21 protein-coding genes and 2 tRNA genes are annotated in these 16,978 nt (G+C 65.0%); 9 read left to right on the top strand and 14 right to left on the bottom strand.

Going from position 1 to position 16,978, the window contains the following annotated elements; translation table 11 throughout:
* Positions 1-2: 2 nt before the first annotated feature.
* A complete protein-coding gene (locus tag M0R88_RS02460; RefSeq protein ID WP_248655379.1) occupies positions 3-233 on the bottom strand; it encodes an Lrp/AsnC family transcriptional regulator in 231 nt (76 codons plus the stop codon).
* Between the two features lie 80 nt (positions 234-313).
* Here M0R88_RS02460 and M0R88_RS02455 point away from each other — a divergent pair, with 80 nt between their 5' ends.
* Together M0R88_RS02455 and M0R88_RS02450 are read left to right on the top strand one after the other, a co-directional pair.
* Positions 314-1,009, top strand: a complete 696-nt coding sequence (locus tag M0R88_RS02455) for a potassium channel family protein (RefSeq protein ID WP_248655378.1) — start codon at positions 314-316, stop codon at positions 1,007-1,009.
* A 1-nt stretch (position 1,010) separates the two neighbouring features.
* On the top strand, positions 1,011-1,241 hold the full coding sequence (locus M0R88_RS02450) for an Lrp/AsnC family transcriptional regulator (RefSeq protein WP_248655377.1): 231 nt from the start codon (positions 1,011-1,013) through the stop codon (positions 1,239-1,241).
* 6 nt (positions 1,242-1,247) lie between these two features.
* On the opposite strand, the gene M0R88_RS02445 is transcribed toward M0R88_RS02450, so the two are convergent.
* The 9 genes from M0R88_RS02445 to M0R88_RS02405 form a co-directional block, all read right to left on the bottom strand.
* Positions 1,248-1,832, bottom strand: coding sequence for a DUF5813 family protein (locus M0R88_RS02445; RefSeq protein WP_248655376.1), 585 nt, complete (start codon positions 1,830-1,832; stop codon positions 1,248-1,250).
* A 340-nt stretch (positions 1,833-2,172) separates the two neighbouring features.
* A tRNA-Leu gene (locus M0R88_RS02440) sits at positions 2,173-2,255 on the bottom strand.
* Positions 2,256-2,684: 429 nt separating this feature from the next.
* Positions 2,685-3,233, bottom strand: coding sequence for a peptidylprolyl isomerase (locus M0R88_RS02435; RefSeq protein WP_248655375.1), 549 nt, complete (start codon positions 3,231-3,233; stop codon positions 2,685-2,687).
* Positions 3,234-3,342: 109 nt separating this feature from the next.
* Positions 3,343-3,744 (bottom strand): DUF7344 domain-containing protein, encoded by a 402-nt coding sequence (locus tag M0R88_RS02430; RefSeq protein WP_248655374.1) that lies wholly within the window; start codon positions 3,742-3,744, stop codon positions 3,343-3,345.
* Positions 3,745-3,931: 187 nt separating this feature from the next.
* The gene (locus tag M0R88_RS02425; protein WP_248655373.1) at positions 3,932-4,987 is read right to left on the bottom strand and encodes an ABC transporter ATP-binding protein; all 1,056 of its coding nucleotides are present in this window, start codon (positions 4,985-4,987) and stop codon (positions 3,932-3,934) included.
* On the bottom strand, positions 4,980-6,254 hold the full coding sequence (locus M0R88_RS02420) for an ABC transporter ATP-binding protein (protein WP_248655372.1): 1,275 nt from the start codon (positions 6,252-6,254) through the stop codon (positions 4,980-4,982). Before M0R88_RS02420 ends, M0R88_RS02425 begins: the two co-directional genes overlap by 8 nt.
* Positions 6,254-7,324, bottom strand: coding sequence for an ABC transporter permease (locus tag M0R88_RS02415; protein ID WP_248655371.1), 1,071 nt, complete (start codon positions 7,322-7,324; stop codon positions 6,254-6,256). The genes M0R88_RS02420 and M0R88_RS02415 overlap by 1 nt, the downstream gene beginning before the upstream one ends.
* Positions 7,324-8,352 (bottom strand): ABC transporter permease, encoded by a 1,029-nt coding sequence (locus M0R88_RS02410; RefSeq protein WP_248655370.1) that lies wholly within the window; start codon positions 8,350-8,352, stop codon positions 7,324-7,326. The genes M0R88_RS02415 and M0R88_RS02410 overlap by 1 nt, the downstream gene beginning before the upstream one ends.
* Before the next feature lie 40 nt (positions 8,353-8,392).
* Positions 8,393-10,048, bottom strand: a complete 1,656-nt coding sequence (locus tag M0R88_RS02405) for an ABC transporter substrate-binding protein (protein WP_248655369.1) — start codon at positions 10,046-10,048, stop codon at positions 8,393-8,395.
* Positions 10,049-10,179: 131 nt separating this feature from the next.
* Here M0R88_RS02405 and M0R88_RS02400 point away from each other — a divergent pair, with 131 nt between their 5' ends.
* On the top strand, positions 10,180-10,830 hold the full coding sequence (locus tag M0R88_RS02400) for a reverse transcriptase-like protein (RefSeq protein WP_248655368.1): 651 nt from the start codon (positions 10,180-10,182) through the stop codon (positions 10,828-10,830).
* Positions 10,831-11,047: 217 nt separating this feature from the next.
* On the opposite strand, the gene M0R88_RS02395 is transcribed toward M0R88_RS02400, so the two are convergent.
* Positions 11,048-11,149, bottom strand: a complete 102-nt coding sequence (locus M0R88_RS02395; RefSeq protein ID WP_248655367.1) for a C2H2-type zinc finger protein — start codon at positions 11,147-11,149, stop codon at positions 11,048-11,050.
* Between the two features lie 484 nt (positions 11,150-11,633).
* On the opposite strand from M0R88_RS02395, the gene M0R88_RS02390 reads away from it, so the two are divergent.
* The 3 genes from M0R88_RS02390 to M0R88_RS02380 all read left to right on the top strand — a co-directional run bounded on the left by M0R88_RS02390 (position 11,634) and on the right by M0R88_RS02380 (position 13,431).
* Positions 11,634-12,146: a CBS domain-containing protein gene (locus M0R88_RS02390; RefSeq protein ID WP_248655366.1), complete on the top strand. Its 513-nt coding sequence runs from the start codon at positions 11,634-11,636 to the stop codon at positions 12,144-12,146.
* Positions 12,147-12,203: 57 nt separating this feature from the next.
* Positions 12,204-13,130 carry a DMT family transporter gene (locus tag M0R88_RS02385; RefSeq protein ID WP_248655365.1) on the top strand — a complete coding sequence of 309 codons (927 nt, stop codon included), beginning with the start codon at positions 12,204-12,206 and terminating at the stop codon, positions 13,128-13,130.
* Positions 13,131-13,200: 70 nt separating this feature from the next.
* Complete coding sequence (locus tag M0R88_RS02380) at positions 13,201-13,431, top strand: hypothetical protein (RefSeq protein WP_248655364.1); 231 nt, start codon at positions 13,201-13,203, stop codon at positions 13,429-13,431.
* A gap of 18 nt (positions 13,432-13,449) precedes the next feature.
* Here the strand turns inward: M0R88_RS02380 and M0R88_RS02375 are convergent, their stop codons facing one another.
* Together M0R88_RS02375 and M0R88_RS02370 are read right to left on the bottom strand one after the other, a co-directional pair.
* The gene (locus M0R88_RS02375; protein ID WP_248655363.1) at positions 13,450-14,418 is read right to left on the bottom strand and encodes an aldo/keto reductase; all 969 of its coding nucleotides are present in this window, start codon (positions 14,416-14,418) and stop codon (positions 13,450-13,452) included.
* A 141-nt stretch (positions 14,419-14,559) separates the two neighbouring features.
* The gene (locus tag M0R88_RS02370) at positions 14,560-14,856 is read right to left on the bottom strand and encodes a DUF8028 family protein (RefSeq protein ID WP_248655362.1); all 297 of its coding nucleotides are present in this window, start codon (positions 14,854-14,856) and stop codon (positions 14,560-14,562) included.
* A gap of 407 nt (positions 14,857-15,263) precedes the next feature.
* Between M0R88_RS02370 and M0R88_RS02365 the strand changes: the two genes are divergently transcribed.
* The 3 genes from M0R88_RS02365 (at position 15,264) to M0R88_RS02355 (ending at position 16,612) form a co-directional block, all read left to right on the top strand.
* Positions 15,264-15,518 carry a winged helix-turn-helix domain-containing protein gene (locus M0R88_RS02365; RefSeq protein WP_248655361.1) on the top strand — a complete coding sequence of 85 codons (255 nt, stop codon included), beginning with the start codon at positions 15,264-15,266 and terminating at the stop codon, positions 15,516-15,518.
* Between the two features lie 69 nt (positions 15,519-15,587).
* Positions 15,588-15,848 (top strand): hypothetical protein, encoded by a 261-nt coding sequence (locus M0R88_RS02360; RefSeq protein WP_248655360.1) that lies wholly within the window; start codon positions 15,588-15,590, stop codon positions 15,846-15,848.
* A gap of 2 nt (positions 15,849-15,850) precedes the next feature.
* On the top strand, positions 15,851-16,612 hold the full coding sequence (locus tag M0R88_RS02355) for a hypothetical protein (protein ID WP_248655359.1): 762 nt from the start codon (positions 15,851-15,853) through the stop codon (positions 16,610-16,612).
* 180 nt (positions 16,613-16,792) lie between these two features.
* Here M0R88_RS02355 and M0R88_RS02350 read toward each other — a convergent pair.
* Positions 16,793-16,942: transfer RNA gene (locus M0R88_RS02350), tRNA-Met, on the bottom strand.
* Positions 16,943-16,978: the final 36 nt, after the last annotated feature.

The following is a 16,978-nucleotide window of genomic DNA, read 5'->3' as shown; positions in this document are numbered from 1 at the left end:
GGTCAGTCGAGCGCCATGTACGTCTTCGTGTCCGCGACGCCGTCCATCCCCGAGATGTCGGACGAGGCGGTCTGGAGTACGTCGTACACCTCGTCGGCCTCGGCCTCCGCGATGACGTCGAACTCGCCTGCGACGACGTGGGCCTCGGAGATGCGGTCCAGTTCGCGGACCGCCGCCAGCACGTCCTCTGAGCGCCCGGCGGCGGTTTTCACCATGACAAAGGCGTGAACCATCGTGCTGTGTGATTCAGTACCACAGAAGAAAAGCGTTTGGGGGAGAAAAGTTATTCAAGCAGTGTCGCGTACGGAGTACCATGCGATTCGTTATCATAGGCTCGGGTCGGGTAGGTCTCCGGACGGCCCGCGTCCTGCGGGAGGAGGGCCACGAGGTCACGCTGGTCGAGCGCGACGCCAACAAGGTCGAGCGCGCCCGCAACGACGGTTTCGAGGTCGTCGACGGCGACGGCGGCCGCGAGGAAATTTTGGAGGAGGCCGACCTCGAATCCGCCGACGCGCTCGGCGCGCTGACGGGCGACCTCAACGTCAACTTCGCGGCGTGCATGGTCGGTAAGCACTACGGCTGTCGGACGGTCCTGCGCATCGACGAGGACTACCGCGAGGACATCTACCGGAAGTTCGCCAGCGACGTGGACGAGGTGGTCTACCCCGAGCGACTGGGCGCTATCGGCGCGAAGAACGCCCTGCTGGGTGGCAACATCCGCGCAATCGCCGACATCGCCCAGAGCCTACAGGTGGTCGAACTCACCATCACCGACGAATCGCCGGTGAAAGGCTACTCCATCAGCGAACTCTCGCTCCCGGCCGACTCCCGCATCCTGGCGTTCGGGAAGGCCGACGAACCGATGGACATCCCGCTCGCCGACGACTCGATGGAGGCCGGGGACCGACTCGCCGTCCTCGCGGACTTCGACGTGTTGGAGGACGTGCGACAGATTCTGGTCGGCGACGCCAGCAGAGCGAGCGCGCAAGCAATGACCGGAGGGAACTGACATGGTTACAGCGTACGTCATGGTCAAGGCGAACACGGGCGAGGCGGACCGACTCAAGAGCGCTATCTTAGACCTCGACGGCGTGGTAGACGCCCACATCGTCGCGGGCGACGTGGACATCATCGCGAAACTCGACGTGGACTCGACTGCGAACGTCAAGGAGATCGCGGCCGACGGGATTCAGGGCGTCAACGGCGTCGAGGACACCCAGACGTACATCGCGATGGACTGACCGACCTCAGCGCGGCCGCCCGCCCGGTCCGCCGGCACTCCCCGAACCGCCGGCATCGCTCGGCCCGCCCGCACCGCCCGGCCCGCCACCTTCGTCGTAATTCTGTCTCGCGCTCTCGCGCAGGCTCGCGGCCGGCTCTCGGTAGTCGTAGCCGGGGATGATGCCTTGGACCCACGTTCCCTCGACGTACTCGACTATCGCCAGCGCGTCCTCGGCGGCCCGCTCGGGGTCGGCCGACGCCAACGCGGTGGTCACGACGACCTCTTCGCCCTCGCGCTCGACGTCTGGCGGCGAAGCCTCGGCGTTGGCGACGGTGTGGGCGTCGTCCAGTCGGAGTTCCAGCGTCTCGAACCAGCCGTCCTCTACGACTTCGGCGACCTCCTCGCCCTCGACCGCGGCGTCGAGCGTCGGCGTTCGGACTTCGAGACGATACTCGCGCTCGTCGTCGCCGGCCGTCGCGCCGTCTCCCGGCACGTCGGCCACGGTGACGACCCCCGGAAACGGTTTCTGTGGCGTCTCGAACTCGCCGTCGTCGGTCTGTTCGAAGTCGGGATGCTCTCGGAACGCGCGTTCGACGGACTCGTCGGTCATTAGCTTTGAGTAGTGGATTCGGGAAAATGGGGGTTTCGACTCTCTAGAGACAGGTTTGTCGTTATAAGAGGTGTACTTTTACCTTCCATAGAAACCTCTGTATTGCTCTACCTCCTCACGCGCCAACCGAACATCTGTTTGCGTACTAGCAGTTCACCGCGAGCGAACGACCGATAGCGCGGCGCGAAGCGCCGCGAATTGCGAGCGGCGAAGCCGCGAGCGTAGGGAGTGAGCGAGCGGGCCAAGCGACGACCAACGGGAGGAGCGCAGTGCTTTTTGGTCGAGCTTTTTATCGAGCGTAGTCGCCGACGACGGCTGTGCTCGCAATAAAAAGGTCGTATGCGAGGGATGGGATTCGAACCCATGGACTCCTACGAGAGCGGGTCTTAAGCCCGCCGCCTTTGGCCGCTCGGCAACCCTCGCGCAGGAGAGAATTGACCGTTCGGACCGAAGTGGGTTTCGGTACGGAAGTCCGTGGTGGGTGATTTTTCGCTCGCGAGAGAAAATTCGGGCGGCGTCGCGGGCGGTGGTTAGCCTGAAGACCGCAGAACGCATCTCGTCGCCGAAGGTTTACGTCCGAAGCCGGGACGAACTCGGCCCGGACGTTTCGCGCAGTTACGGGCAGATAACTGGCGAGTCAGTCAGCAGCGTCGTCGGAGTCGCGTTCGCCGACCTCTCACCTCGTAACTGCCAGTCCGACTACCCCGAGAGGGCTGAGCCAACCAACAATCGACGGCGAGTACACGGGAGGGGACGCGAGCGAAGCGAGCGTCCTCTTTTCCAGCCGCATTTTTGCGCCGAGCGCCACCCGGAGCGCCGGGTGCGCGAGGATAGCCGGGGCGGAAAAGGCGGTTAGTCGTGAATCTCGACGCGTTCGAGCGTCACGTCCTCGTTCGGGCTGTCGTTGTGGTCGGTCGGGACCGAGCCGATCTCCTCGACCACGTCCATGCCGTCTACGACCTCGCCGAAGACCGCGTGGCGGTCGTCCAGATGCGGCTGGGCGTCGAGGGTGATGAAGAACTGCGAGCCGTTGGTGTCGGGACCGCTGTTGGCCATCGAGAGCTTACCCGCGTCGTCGTGGCGGAGTTCGTCGTGGAACTCGTCTTCGAACTCGTAGCCGGGGCCGCCGCGGCCGGTGCCGGTCGGGTCGCCGCCCTGAATCATGAAGTCCCCGATGATTCGGTGGAAGGGCACGTCGCTGTACAGCGAGTCGCCCCGGACCTCTCCGGACTGGGGGTCCTCCCACGTCGTCGTGTCCGGCGCGGGGTCGTCGTTCGCGGCCGGGTCGTGTTCCGCCAGCTTGACGAAGTTCTCGACGGTCCGCGGGGCGCGCTCGTCGAACAGCCGGACTTCGATGTCGCCGTGCGTCGTGTGCAGGGTCGCGGTCAGGTCGTCTGCCATGCTTCCGAGAAGGAACGCTGGACGGATAACGGTGCCGAACGCGAACCGAACTGCGCCGCGCGTAGCGACTGCGCCGCGCCGACCAGTGGCTCTACGCAGAAAGTCCCAGCTACTGTAAATCGACGCTCGTGGCCGCCCGCAGGCACTCCTCGACGCCGGGCGAGTCGGCCAGTCGCACGACGCCCTCGTCCGCGTCGTGGGCGACGATGCCGACCTCGGTCAGTTTCGGGAGATGCATCTGGAGGAGTTCGGCGCGGGTCTTCTCTATCTCGGCCGACGTGAGGACCGCGCGCGTCTTCGCGGTCATCGAGGCGGCCAGCAACTCCGCGAGTTCGTCCACCGTCATCGCCTCGTCGCTCTGGGCGAGGTAGTGACAGATGCATCGCCGTCGGTGGTCCGAGAGTGCCCGGAGAATCGCGTCGAGGGATTCGCTCTCGCTGTCTATCGGTAGTACGTCCTTCTCGGAGACGTTCGGTGGGGAAACCGACCCCCTGTTTTGGTCCTGACTCATGTCTACGTCGGAACGTGCGCGGCGCGTCGCCGCTCGACGTCGCTCTCCGACCGTCGTTGCAATCCGTGTCGGAGAGCGACGCGAATCGTCGTTCCGTAGCGTGACAACTACACTCGTAGAGATAAGCGCCCTGCCCGACTATTCATGGCCGGTCAGTCGAACCGTCGAAAACGACGGGGAGCGGCCGTCAGTCGTCGGCGGTCTGCTCGGTCGCGGGTTCGTCGTCGGTTTCGAGCGGCGGACTCTCCCAGTACTCGTGGGACTCGACCCGGCGGAAACAGGCCGCTCGGTGGTCCGGCCCGCCCGCTTCGTAGCCGTCGGGGTCCTTTCGCGCACAGACCTCGCGGGCGTAGGGACAGCGCGTGTGGAACCGACAACCGCTCGGCGGGTCGCGCGGCGAGGGCACGTCACCCGAGAGCGTCTCGACCTGTCGGCCCTGTTCGCTGGTGTCGGCCCGCGGGACGCTCTCCAGCAGCGCCTCGGTGTAGGGGTGGCCGGGGTTCTCGAATATCTCATCGACTGGGCCGACCTCCACGATTTCGCCGAGGTACATCACGGCCACGCGGTCGGAGATGTGCCGGACGACGCTCAGGTCGTGAGCGATGAACAGGTACGTCAGTCCGAACTCCTCTTGGAGGTCCTCCAAGAGGTTGAGAATCTGGGCCTGCACCGACACGTCGAGCGCCGACACCGGTTCGTCGCACACGATGAAGTCCGGTTCGAGCGCCAGCGCGCGGGCGATGCCGATGCGCTGGCGCTGGCCGCCCGAGAACTCGTGTGGGTAGCGGTCCACCTGTCCGGCCGACAGGCCGACTCGCTCCATCAGTTCGGCGACGCGCTCGCGGCGCTCGGCCTTGGTGCCGATGCCGTGAACGTCGAGCGGTTCGCGGACGATTTCGCCCGCGGTCATCCGCGGGTCGAGACTGGAGAACGGGTCCTGGAAGACGACCTGCGCGCGCTCGCGGAACTCGGTCAGGTCGTCCATCTCGAAGACGTTCTCCCCGTCGAAGTACATCGCGCCGTCGGTCGGCTCCCGGAGTTTGAGCAGCGTCTCGCCGGTCGTGGACTTGCCGCATCCCGACTCCCCGACCAGTCCGAGCGTCTCGCCTTCGCGGACCTCGAAGCTCACGCCGTCCACGGCTTGGACGCTCTCTGGTTCCCTGCCGAGCAGTCGGTCGGTGAGGTTGTCCTGCTCGAAGTAGTACTTGCGGAGGTCCTCGACGCGAACCAGCGGATCAGTCATCCGCGCTCACCTCTTCGGGTTCTGACTCCGATTTCCGTCGCGCGCCGCTCTCGAAGTAATCGTTCGGGAGCGCCTGCGACGGGTCGTACTCGTGCTGGGCGAGCACGCACCGCGCGGTGTGTTCGCCGGTCCGCTCACCGGAGTCGGCGGTTCCACCGCCTCCTTCTGGTGACTCCTCCGGAGTCGCGCCAACCTCGAACTCCGGCGGGTGGTTCAGACACTCCTCCATGGCTTTCGGACAGCGGTCGGCGAAGTAACATCGGTCTTCCATCTCCTCGTCGTAGAGGTCCGGCACGTTGCCCTCGATGGGCTGGAGCCGGGGTGCGGGGTCGTCCAGGTCGGGAATCGACCCGAGTAGACCTCGCGTATAGGGATGAACCGGGTCGTCGAACACGTCTTCGAGCGTGCCGCGCTCGACGATCTCTCCGGCGTACATCACGCCGACGCGGTCGCACATCCGGGCGATGACCCCGAGGTTGTGGGTGATCATCATGATGCTCATCCCCGTCTCGTCCTGCAAGTCGCGCAGGAGGTCGAGAATCTGGGCCTGAATCGTCACGTCGAGCGCGGTGGTCGGCTCGTCGGCGATGAGCACGTCGGGTTCGCCCGCGAGGGCTTGGGCTATCATCGCGCGCTGGAGCATTCCGCCCGAGAACTCGTGGGGGTACTCGTCGGCGCGCTCGGCCGGGTCGGGGATGCCGACCTGTTCGAGCAGGTCGATGGCCTCGGCGCGGCTCTCGTCGCTGACGTAGCTCTTCGACGGCAGGACCGCGCTACTGAGCAGGTCGGTCAGGCCGTATCCCTGCGTGCGCGAGCGGGTCGAACGCGGGTTCGAGCGCGCGCGGCGCTGGACCTCGACCGCCTCGGCTATCTGCTCGCCGACGGTCAGCGAGGGGTTCAGACTGCTCATCGGGTCCTGGAAGATGGTGCTGAACGACGGGCCGCGGAGCGACCGCCGGACGTTCTCGGGCACCCGGCGCACGTCCACGAACTCGCCGTCCACGGCCTCGGGCGTGTCGTCTCGGACTTCCTCGGCGAGGTCCGCGTTCCGATACCAGACCTCGCCGCTGGTGATGCGGCCCGGCGACTCCACGAGGTCGATGACCGAGAGCGCGGTCACGCTCTTGCCCGACCCCGACTCGCCGACGATGCCGAAGACCTCGCCGTCGCGCACGTCGAAGTCCACCGACTCGACCGCGTTGACCTGTCCGTCCTCGGTGAAGAATCTGGTCGAGAGGTCCCGGACGCGCAGGAGGTCTTCGGCCATCAGACGCCACCTCCTTCGCCCTCGATACCGGGGTCCAAGGCGTCGCGGAGCCAGTCACCGACGAGATTGATGCCGATGACCGTCATCACGATGGCGACGCCGGGGACCGTCGAAATCCACCACGACGACGCGAGGTAGTCACGCCCCTGCGCGATGTCGAAGCCCCACGAGAGGCTGGTCCCCGAGAAGCCGAGGAACGACAGCGCGGATTCGAGCAGGATGATGGCCGCTATTTGGATGGTCGCCAGCACGAGAATCGGTGTCACGCTGTTGGGCAGGATGTGCTTGCGAAGGATGAATCCGTCGTTCGCGCCCACCGAGCGGGCGGCCTTGACGTACTCCTGCCCTTCGATGGAGAGCGCCTCGCCACGGGCGACCCGCGCGAACCACACCCAGTTGACGAGTCCGACGACGACGATGACCGTCCCCGGCAGCGCGAACGTCTCGGGCATGTTCGGCGCGATACCGGCCTTCACGAGCGGGTCGGGCACTCTGACCACCGCCCGACCGAACAGGCCGACCAGCGCGACGGCCAACACCAGCGACGGGAACGCGAGCATGATGTCGGCGCTCCGCATCAGCGCGTCGTCCACCTTCCCGCCGTAGTAGCCCGCGACCAGTCCCACGGTGACGCCGACCGTCGCGGCGATGAACGTTCCGAAGAGACCGACCAGCAGGGAGGTCCGCGCGCCGTAGATGACCCGCGAGAGCATCCCCCTGCCGAGCGCGTCGGTGCCGAGCGGGTACTTCGGCGTCGCCGACACCGTGACGGTCTGGTTGACGACCTCGATGGAACCGTTGACCATCTGGGAGGTCGTCTGCGTCGTCGTCTTGCTGAACCCGAGCGGCGGGAGTTGCGACTTGTCCAAGTGCTGGTTCGTCGGGTTGTGCGGCGCGATGAGCGGCGCGAACACCGCGACCAGCACGATTGCGACGACGACGACGATGCCTATCTTCGCCAGTGCGCTCTGGCGGAGTTCCTTCCGGAGGTTCCGGACTGTCCGGGGCGAGACGCCCCGCTTCAGTCCGTTCCAGAACAGGTCCGCGAGTCTCTCGATAGGTCCGACCATTAGTGAACCACCTGCGGGTTGATGTAGGCGTACAGCGCGTCCACGAAGATGTTGATGACGACGAATCCGGTGCCGATGACGATGAGCGACCCCTGAATCAGCGGCCAGTCGCGGGAGTTGATGGCGTTGATGAGCAGGGTGCCGAGTCCTGGCCACGCGAAGACGGCCTCGGTGATGACCGCGCCGCCGATGAGGGTACCGAGTTGGAGGCCCAGTACGGTGATGACCGGAATCAACGTGTTCCGGAGCGCGTGCTTGTACCGGACCAGCGTCTCGGGCAGGCCCTTCGCGCGCGACGACCGAACGTACGGCTTGCCAAGTTCGTCCAACATTCCGCTCCGAGTCAGCCGCGTGATGAGCGCGGTGAAGTAGGTTCCGAGGGTAATCGCCGGGAGCGTGATGTGAGCGAGCCACGTCACGATATCGTGGAAGAACTCGGTGACGTTCAACGGAAGCGCGAATCGGAGCGGGTCGAACGAGAGGACGACGAGGTTTCCGAAGCTCTCCAAGAATCCGACGGCCCGACGACTCGTCGGAAAGAGGCCGAACTGGACCGACAGAATCAGCACGAGCATGATGCCGAGCCAGAAGTTCGGCGTCGAGATGCCGACGAGCGAGAAACTCGTCGCGGCGTAGTCGGCCGGTTCGTGCCGTCTGGTGGCCGAGATGACCCCGAGCGGAATCGAGATGACCACGGCGACGATACTCGCGGCGACCGCCAGTTCGAGGGTGGCCGGGAGGCGAGCGAAGATGAGCTGACTCGCTTCCACGCCTTGGATGTACGAGTAGCCCATGTCGCCCTGCACCAGACTGAAGATGTAGTCGAAGTACTGGACGTAGAACGGTCTGTTCAACCCCAACTCCTGGGCTATCTGCTCGCGTAACTGCTGGCTGGCGTCCAGCGGCGCGACGAACGTGATGGGGTTGCCCGGCGTGACGTACCGCAACGCGAACACCGCCGTCACGACGCCCCAGACCACGAACACGCCCTGAACGCTACGCTTGAGCAGGAATCTCCCCATCGACATCAAGCATCACTCCATCGAGACGAAAACATTGGTCGATGTGTTATTGGCCTTCTGCCGGCTCCATGGCGTAGGCGTCGATGCGCTCGTCGCGCCGGGCCTGCCACTCGACCCGGTTCCGGACGCCGTAGACGCTGTACTGGCGGTTCAGGTATATCCACGGCGCTTGGTCGTGGAGTATCTGGTTGGCCTGCCTGAGCAGGTTGTCACGCTTCTGGGAGTCGCCCGTACTCTGGGCTTGGTCGATGAGGTTGTCCACCTTCTCGTTGCTGTAGGAGGTGAGCGCGCCGTCGCTGGTCAACAGCGGGATGATTGTCTGGCTCGCGTCGAACGTCGCGTTACCCCAACCGATGAGGTAGAAGGCCGGGCCCGTATCGATATTTCCGTCGGTGAGTTCGCCCGCCAGCGTGGCGAACTCGCGCTGTTTGACCGAACACGAGACGTTCGAGAGCTGGTCGATCTGGTTGGCGACCGCTTGGGCGATCTCCACGTCCTTCAGGTAGCGACCGACCGGCGTGTGGAGCGTGATGGAGGCTCCGGCGTGTCCGCTCTCCTCGACCAACTGCTCGGCTTTCGACTTGTTGTGCGGGTACACCGAGACCTGCGGGTTGTAGCCGAAGAACCCTTCGAGGGTCGGCTGGCTGGTCGGGTCGGCGAACCCGGAGAGGACGTTCTGGATGATGCTCTGGAGGTCCACGGCGTAGTTCATCGCGCGCCGGAACTTCGGGCTAGAGAACGGCTCGACGTTGTACTTCATCGCGTTGTAGATGATGCGGGTACTCGGCACCGCGCTGATGCGAGCTGCCCCGGCGTTCCGGACCCGCGAGATGGACTGGGGCGGAACGTTGACGATGATGTCGGTCTCGCCCTCCAGCAGTTGGTTGACCCGCGTGCTGGACTCCTTGGCCGCCCGGAAGGTCAGTGTCGTGATGGCGGGCGGTCGCCGCCAGTAGTCCTCGTACCGCGAGAACTCGACCTGGACGCCCGACTGGTACTGCTCGAGTTTGAACGGGCCGGTCCCGTTCATCTGCTGGGCGATTTCGGACTTCGAGCGCTCCTGCACCCACGACTTCTGCATGATGTCGCAGTACGTGGCGAACAACGAGAACACGATGGGGTTGATGCCCTCGGACATCACGTCCACCGCGCGCTGGCCGTCTACGACCTTCGCGCCGGTCACGCCGGCGAGTTGGTCGGCCTGCGGGCTGGCGATGCTCACGTTCTTTTTGACGATGCGGTTGATGCTGAACGCCACGTCCTCCGGCGTGAGTTGGTCGCCGTTGTGGAACGTGACGCCTTCCCGAATCTGGAACCGAACCCGGCCCGGCTCCTGTCGCTCGTAGTTCGTCGCCAGCTTCTGGACGACCTTCCCTTTCTGGTCGCGCCCGAGCAGGCCCTCGTAGGCGTGCAGGACGACGTTGTCCGTCGGCGTCGAACGGTGGTTCTGGGGGTCGAGCGTCGTCGGCATCTGCCCCTGCGTGATGGTGACCGGGAACTCGTCGGGCAGGTCGCCCTCCTCGCTGGTGTCCGCTCCGGTCTGCGTGTCGGCTTCGGTCGTCGTCGTGTCCGTCGCCGTGGTCGTAGTCGTCGTCTCTTGACTCCCACCGCCGCCCGTACACCCCGCCACCGAGGCGGTCGCGGCTGCGGCACCGGCGGCTGTCAGAAACTTACGTCGAGACGTACCTTCGTCGTGCGCCATATCCACTACAAGAGTTTCTGCCGCATAAATATGCTGTGGTGACACACACCATTCGCCGCTCTCGGGGTTCACTCTGCCGTCCGGTGGTCTGCGGCCGTAAGTTTAAGTTACACCCGAACGATAGTTGTGATATGGCCGTTCACGGCCGTTCCTCCCCACTCCGGGCATTGTTCGACGAATCGCCCACGCCGCACATCGCGCATCCGCCGCGGACGCATCACCGCGATTTCTACGTCGCTACGGACGGTTCCTACAGCCTCCAGAGCGACGACGGCGGGCTGGGCGCTATCATCGAGACGCGAGACGGCGAGCGGGTCGCTCGCCTCGCGGTCCCCGACGAGTCGGTCACGGACAACAACGTGGCCGAGTATCGGGCGCTCCACCTCGGACTCGACGTGCTGGCGGCCCGCGCGCCGGTCGGCGCACGGGTCGGCGTCCTCGTGGACCACGACGACCTCGCGGCGAACGTCAACAGCGCGGCGCTGGCGACTCGTCGGACCGACCACACGCCACCGCGGGAACTCTCCGTTCCGCCTGCGGGCAAACACCACTGGCGCGGAATTCGGGCGCGCGTCTGCCGGTTCGGCGAACTCCGGGCCGCGGTCCTCGAAAGCGGCCGGAATCCGGCGCACGCGCTGGCGAACGCCCCCGAGGAGTTCGCCCACGTCAACCGCGAACCCGACCGGTGTCTCCTCCCGGACCGTCCGACCTCCAGCGAGGCCCAGATTCCGCCGCCGTCGCGGGCCGACCGGAAGGCGACCGACTCGCGGGCCAGCGACTGACGGCGGGGTCGCTGGTCGGAACAGGGACCGGCTGACCGAAGCAGTCGCTATCCGGCCGAAGCGGTCACCGTCCGCTCGGAGCAGTCGCTATCCCGACCGGTGGCTCTCGGCGTTCGCCGACGACCGAGGAGACGACTCCCCGCTCGGCGGTGGTTTCCCCCGAGCGTGGAGCGAGGACCGTCCGGCCCGACTCGCCGGACGGTCCTCGCGGGACGGCCTACTCGACCAGTCCGACGGCGTAGACGTGCCTGCGGAGTTCCTCTTGAGAGTCGAACGACTCTCCGCACGCCTCGCAGACGTATCGCTTCTGCTCGTCCATGCCTTCGAAGAGGGCCGGAAGCGGGGTAAGCGTTGCTCGAAGCATCGAAAGACTAGTACGACGAGAGTCGAGCCGAGCGAACGCGTCGGCCGGTCAGTACGATACGGGCGAGAGGGGAGTAGACGAGCGAGCGGACCGAGGACGGCGCGGGCGAGTCGGCGACGGAAGTGGGGGCGGCGGTCGATGCGACAGTAACGGGAGCTGGGGCGGCGGCGGAAGCGGGGCACGCGCCGAGTTGGTCCCGCCGTCGTATTTCAACGTTCGTCCGATTCGGTACGCCTTTCCACACCACCCTCGCGGATGAAGGCGAGTCGGCCGCTCCGAAGTAACATGAATATATCGTTCCTAAAAGTATCTATTTAGCCGGTAGACTGGCCTACATCTATCTCCATCCGTCACCGTTCGCGTCACCGTCCGGCGGTCGGAATGCCGGACCTGTCGCGCAACCGGAAACGATACGGCCCGCCGCGACGCAGTTTCCCGCATGAACGCCAGCGACCTGATGACCGACGAGGTCGAGACTGTCCACGAAGACGACGATATCAGTGACGTGCTGACGCGCCTCGCACGGGCGGACTTCAACGGCTTCCCCGTCGTGGACGACGACGACCGCGTGGTCGGCATCGTCACGCAACACGACCTCGTCCACATCTTCCAGCCGAGCGACCGGACGCTCTGGATTCCGGTCGGCTTCCCGCCGTTTCTGGAGACGCTGGAGTACGCCATCGACCTCTCGTGGGACGACCTCGACACGGAACTCGACCTGTTGAAGCACGCGGGTAAGCCCGTTCGGACGGTCATGACCGAGGACGTGGTGACCGTCGGGCCGGACGCCGACTTCGACCGCATCCTCGACCTGCTGGCCGACGACGAGCGGGACATCAACCGCCTGCCGGTCGTGGACGAGGACGGCAAGCTCCTCGGCATCGTGGCCCGCCAAGACGTGCTTCGAGCGGTCCGCGACGAGCGGCGCGCGAAAGCAGAGTCGGGACTGTAACCGGCAAGCCCCGACACCCATCGAAACGTTCAGGCTCCGGGGGACGCCAGTTCCACCGTGAGCAGATACCGGAACGTCGCGTTGTTCGTCGCGCTGGCCGCGGTCTGGGGGTCGGCGTTCATGGCCATCAAGGCCGGCCTCGACTACTTTCCGCCCGTCCTCTTCGCCGCGATTCGCTACGACATCGCGGGCGTGCTGATGCTGGCCTACGCGGTCTACGCGACCGACCGCTGGCGGCCCAGAACCCGCGGCGAGTGGCAGTTGGTCGCGGTCGGCGCGACCCTGATGATAGCGGGCTACCACGCGTTCCTGTTCGTCGGCGAGCAGTACACGACCAGCGCCGTCGCCGCGGTCATCATCAGCCTGAACCCCGTCCTGACGACCGGCTGTGCGCGCCTCTTTCTCCCGAGCGAGCGCCTGACCCCCGCGGGTATCGCGGGCCTCCTGCTGGGACTCGTCGGCGTCGTCGTCCTGAGCGACCCGAACCCGAACAACCTCGTGACCTCGGGCGTCGTCGGACAAGCGTTGGTGCTGGCCGCGGCCGCGTCGTTCGCTTTGGGGAGCGTCCTGACCCGCCGCATCGACGCCGAACTCCCCATCGAGACGATGGAAGCGTGGTCGATGGTGCTGGGCGCACTCCTGATGCACGCCGTCAGCGTCGCCCGCCCGAGCGAGTCGCTCGCCGCGGTGCAGTGGACGCCCGAAGCGATCTGGGCGATGGCGTACCTCTCCATCGCGGCGAGCGCGCTCGGATTTCTGGTCTACTTCGACCTGCTGGAGCGGCTCGGTCCCATCGAAATCAACCTCGTCTCGTACGTCGCACCCGTCTTCGCGGCGCTCTCCGGCTGGTGGTTCCTCGACGAGGTCATCGACCTCACGACCGTCGCGGGCTTCCTCGTCATCTTCGCGGGGTTCTGTCTGGTGAAGCGCGAGGCGCTGGCCCGCGAACTCCCGAAACTCCGGGGCGTCGTGACCCGGCGCTGACGCTCGGGAGGCGTCGTCCACTGCCGCCCGACCAGAAGGACTTTGAGGGCCCGCCGAACACCACCGACAGATGACCGAACGGGGCAACGAGTTCACCGGGTTCGCGCCCGAGCGATCCGAGACCGGAGACCGGTCGGAGCGACTCCGGTCACGGGCCGCGAGAGTGCTGTTCGCCGTCGGACTGATCGTCGTGGCCGCGAACAGCGCACTCTACTTCTTCGACGTGGAGTTGCTTTCACATCCGGCGGTCTCGGTCCTCGGACTCGCGCTGTTGGTGCCACTCTACCTCCGAAGACGCTGAGTACGCGAGGAGAGTGGTCTACTTCGCCTCGGCGAGTCGCTGGAACTGCTCGGCCGAGAGGTTGATCTCCGCGGCCGCGAGGTTCTCTTCTAGTTGTTCGACCGTGCGCGCGCCGACGATGGGTGCCGTGACCTGCTCGTGGTCGGTCAACCACGCGAGGCTGACCTGCGCCGGACTCGCGCCGACCTCCTCGGCGATGGCTTCGACCGCCTCCAGCGCGTCGAAGTTCTCGTCGGTGAGATACGAGTCGCGGAACTGCTGGTCGGTCGCACCGCGGGTTCCCGCCGGCGGTTCCTCGCCGCGAGTGTACTTGCCGGTCAGGAACCCGCCGGCGAGCGGACTCCACGGTACGACGCTGATGTCGTAGTCGGCGCACATTTCGAGGTAGTTGCCCTCTATCTCCCGGTTGGCGAGGTTGTATCGGGGCTGGGCGAGTTTGAACGGTTCGTAGCCGCGCTTGTCCGCCAGTTCGTTGGCCTTGGCGACCTTCCACGCGTTGGGTTCGAGCGTCGAGGCTCCGAGGTAGTTGACCTTTCCGTCGCGGACGAACTCGTCCAGCGTGCGCACGAACTCCTCGGCGGGCGTCTCGTCGTCCCACCGGTGGATGTACAGCAGGTCCACGTAGTCGGTCCCGAGCCGTTCCAGAATCTCGTCGATGTTGTTCCGGAGGTGCTTACGCGAGAGTCCCTGTCCGTTCGGGCCGTCGCGGGTCGGCCAGTAGATCTTCGAGGCGATTACGTAGTCCTCGCGCTCGCGGTCGGCCAGCCAGTCGCCAATGTACTCCTCGCTCCGGCCGTCGCCGTACATGTCGGCGGTGTCGATGAAGTTCCCGCCGGCGTCGGCGTAGGCGTCGAGGAGTCGGTGAGCGCGCCGCTCGCCGATTTCGACCTCGCCGTCGTCGTTCTCTCGGCCGAAGCGCCACGTCCCGAACGCGATTTCGCTAACCGTCGTACCAGTCGGACCGAGCGACACCGTATCGAGTTCCATGTTCCGATGTTTTCCGAGCGAGCGGTTAAACTCGTTCTTTCGGTCGAAGCGGAGTAGGAGTGAAACAGTGGAGGGCGAGGCGGCGGGAGACGAATCGACGGGAGACGAGCCGGAGCGAGACGAAACTATGGAGGGCCGAAGTTAGTCCTGCTTGTGGCTGTGTCCCGCGAGGAGGGCCGCGAAGTTCAGCGCCAGCAGGCCGACGAAGGTGAGCAGTTCGCCCTGCGATGAGATGCCGTTGAACAGGAGGGGCACGTAGAGGAACGGCAGGGCGATGGCAGACCAGAAGCCGACGACCTCGAACGGCGTGGTGAGCGTGTGCTCCTGATACCGGTCGTATAGGCCCGCGAGTCTGGTGCGCCCGGCGGTTCCTTCACCGGCCTCCGCAGGGGAGCCGATAGTCGAGTTGCTTTCGTTCTGGAGGGTGGATTCGGTCATGGGGACGTCTCGACCTCAACAACTCCTTACACTGGGAGGGTCATATAACGCGACGAGCGTTAGTGCGATTTCAGAATAGTTCATCGAAAAACGCGCTCGAAGGGTACCTTTCAAAACAGCCTCTGAAAGCTCTATAAAATTTAAAACCGAATCTAAACGATTTTCTCCCCGATAACTTCCATTTAGAAATGTGGGCATACCGGCGACCGACGGAGGGTAATCAGGCGTTGCCTGCGGTCGAACAGACGGTGCCGACGGTCCACTCGGGCCGAGATTGGGCGTCGGTTCACTACCAGTTAGGCTACTGGTAAGCGTTGGCGTTCGACCACCTACCGGTCGCTCGCCGGTCGGTCCCGAATCCGCGACGGCGATAAAAGGTGAAGGGCGAGCGCGGGCAACTAACGAGTATGAGCGAGCGAGCGGACTGGATGCGTCCGGAGGACGAACACCTGCTCGCCCTGCTCCGAGCCGAGCGCAAGGACACGTTCAGTGCCGTCGCCGCGCAGTTGCCGCTCACCCGCGAGCAGGTCGCCGACCGCTGTCGGACGCTGGCCGCCTACGGACTGGTCGAACACCTCGGAAGCGACATCTATACCATCAGTTCGCTCGGTGAGCGGTACCTCGACGGAGACGTAGAAGCCTCGGAACTCGACGCGAACTGAACGTAGACTTCCCCGCCTCCAGATAGGTCATTCAAAATACTTTTCACGGACTGCCGAGAGGTACGTCGCATGCGACGACGAGCGTTCCTGACGACCGCCTGCGTCGGATTTCTAGCGGGTTGTAACAGTCGGGAGGGAGACGGAGCGACTTCCCAGACGACCGAGACGACGCACGGGTACGGCGGGATGACCGTGGCGACGACGGCGGCGACGGTCGGCACGGTAACAACGGCCGGGACGGCGACGACGAGCGAGTCGCCGGACGAGACGACCGAACAGGTGGACGAGTACGGCGAACAGCGATACGGAGCGCTCGGCTACGGAGGCTAACCATGACGGACTATCACGACTACAACACGCCCGAGGAAGGCGCGACGGACTGGCACGTACCGCTCAACGAGAATTTCGAGAAGATAGACGGCGACGTCGAAATCCGCGACGAGGAGGCCAACCGCTCGAAGTACACCCCGAAAGCGGGCGCGAAGTTCCTCGCCACGGACACGGAAGCCGAGTACCTCGGCGACGGGTCCGAGTGGAAGAAACTCGCCACGTCCGGGAAGTCGCCCTCTTTCGACTCGGTGACGACCGGCGAGTTCGGGCAGACGACCGACTCGGGTAGCACGCGGCGGAAACTCCTCGACACCGTCTCGGGGAACGACATCGACTACGATTCGGGGAAACTTCCGAAGTTCGACGCCTACGAGGTGAATTTCAGCGTGGATGGCGGGCTAAATTGCAGCGTCAATAACGTAGGTAACAACCAGCGATACGACTACGTGACGAAGCAGAGCGGAGCGATGGCGGAGTTCCTGTCTCGACAGACCGATCACCCGACGGGTATGAAGAAGGAAACGGGGAGCAACTGGTCCGTGTTCCAGGGCGTCGGGTCCGGAACCCTGTTGGTTCACGGTCCGAAGCAAGCGAGGGAAAAGGGGACGTTCTTCAAGACGACCGCGACCGTCACGGTGACCAGTCGTCCGTCCGCGACGGTCCTCGAAAGCGGCGTCGTACTGCTGGACGACCTCCCTCGAAGCCTGCAACTCTCCGGCGGAAAGGGGAAGCTGAACGTCTACGGCGTCGATTACGTCCGCTGAGTAAACGAGGAGAGCGAGCGGTTCGGGATACGCTTTTGCTGATACTCCCGACTGCTACAGAGTGATGACCATAGCAGCGACATGTCACAGCGAACGACGAGAGAACCGAATGCTGACCAACCGGTAGAAAGCGTTGCGGAAAATCGGCGAGTGAACGAAGGAATTACAGAATCTCAGAAGTGCCCGGGGAGGGCTCCGAACCCTCGATCTCCGCATGACCCAGGTACGAGGCTCGGCGGGCCTCTCGGGCATGGGAGGCTTCCAAGGCCTGAGCACCGAATCTCAGTAACCCTATGAGTGCGGCGCTATGTCCAGCTAAGCCACCCGGGCTCAGTTCTGCGTAGGGGGGTGTTACTCTTTAAAGTT

Source organism: Halorussus gelatinilyticus, assembly GCF_023238445.1.
Lineage (GTDB): Archaea > Halobacteriota > Halobacteria > Halobacteriales > Haladaptataceae > Halorussus > Halorussus gelatinilyticus.
This window is presented reverse-complemented; position numbering and strand designations above follow the sequence as displayed.

Excerpts from the sequence above, each read along its gene's own strand:
- M0R88_RS02445 (WP_248655376.1), bottom strand. The coding sequence starts at position 1,832 with ATGACCGACGAGTCCGTCGAACGCGCGTTCCGAGAGCATCCCGACTTC.
- M0R88_RS02380 (WP_248655364.1), top strand. The coding sequence starts at position 13,201 with ATGACCGAACGGGGCAACGAGTTCACCGGGTTCGCGCCCGAGCGATCC.
- M0R88_RS02355 (WP_248655359.1), top strand. The coding sequence starts at position 15,851 with ATGACGGACTATCACGACTACAACACGCCCGAGGAAGGCGCGACGGAC.
- M0R88_RS02390 (WP_248655366.1), top strand. The coding sequence starts at position 11,634 with ATGAACGCCAGCGACCTGATGACCGACGAGGTCGAGACTGTCCACGAA.
- M0R88_RS02460 (WP_248655379.1), bottom strand. The coding sequence starts at position 233 with ATGGTTCACGCCTTTGTCATGGTGAAAACCGCCGCCGGGCGCTCAGAG.
- M0R88_RS02435 (WP_248655375.1), bottom strand. The coding sequence starts at position 3,233 with ATGGCAGACGACCTGACCGCGACCCTGCACACGACGCACGGCGACATC.
- M0R88_RS02430 (WP_248655374.1), bottom strand. The coding sequence starts at position 3,744 with ATGAGTCAGGACCAAAACAGGGGGTCGGTTTCCCCACCGAACGTCTCC.
- M0R88_RS02365 (WP_248655361.1), top strand. The coding sequence starts at position 15,264 with ATGAGCGAGCGAGCGGACTGGATGCGTCCGGAGGACGAACACCTGCTC.
- M0R88_RS02410 (WP_248655370.1), bottom strand. The coding sequence starts at position 8,352 with ATGTCGATGGGGAGATTCCTGCTCAAGCGTAGCGTTCAGGGCGTGTTC.
- M0R88_RS02450 (WP_248655377.1), top strand. The coding sequence starts at position 1,011 with ATGGTTACAGCGTACGTCATGGTCAAGGCGAACACGGGCGAGGCGGAC.
- M0R88_RS02415 (WP_248655371.1), bottom strand. The coding sequence starts at position 7,324 with ATGGTCGGACCTATCGAGAGACTCGCGGACCTGTTCTGGAACGGACTG.
- M0R88_RS02400 (WP_248655368.1), top strand. The coding sequence starts at position 10,180 with ATGGCCGTTCACGGCCGTTCCTCCCCACTCCGGGCATTGTTCGACGAA.
- M0R88_RS02405 (WP_248655369.1), bottom strand. The coding sequence starts at position 10,048 with ATGGCGCACGACGAAGGTACGTCTCGACGTAAGTTTCTGACAGCCGCC.
- M0R88_RS02375 (WP_248655363.1), bottom strand. The coding sequence starts at position 14,418 with ATGGAACTCGATACGGTGTCGCTCGGTCCGACTGGTACGACGGTTAGC.
- M0R88_RS02360 (WP_248655360.1), top strand. The coding sequence starts at position 15,588 with ATGCGACGACGAGCGTTCCTGACGACCGCCTGCGTCGGATTTCTAGCG.
- M0R88_RS02395 (WP_248655367.1), bottom strand. The coding sequence starts at position 11,149 with ATGGACGAGCAGAAGCGATACGTCTGCGAGGCGTGCGGAGAGTCGTTC.
- M0R88_RS02420 (WP_248655372.1), bottom strand. The coding sequence starts at position 6,254 with ATGGCCGAAGACCTCCTGCGCGTCCGGGACCTCTCGACCAGATTCTTC.
- M0R88_RS02425 (WP_248655373.1), bottom strand. The coding sequence starts at position 4,987 with ATGACTGATCCGCTGGTTCGCGTCGAGGACCTCCGCAAGTACTACTTC.
- M0R88_RS02455 (WP_248655378.1), top strand. The coding sequence starts at position 314 with ATGCGATTCGTTATCATAGGCTCGGGTCGGGTAGGTCTCCGGACGGCC.
- M0R88_RS02370 (WP_248655362.1), bottom strand. The coding sequence starts at position 14,856 with ATGACCGAATCCACCCTCCAGAACGAAAGCAACTCGACTATCGGCTCC.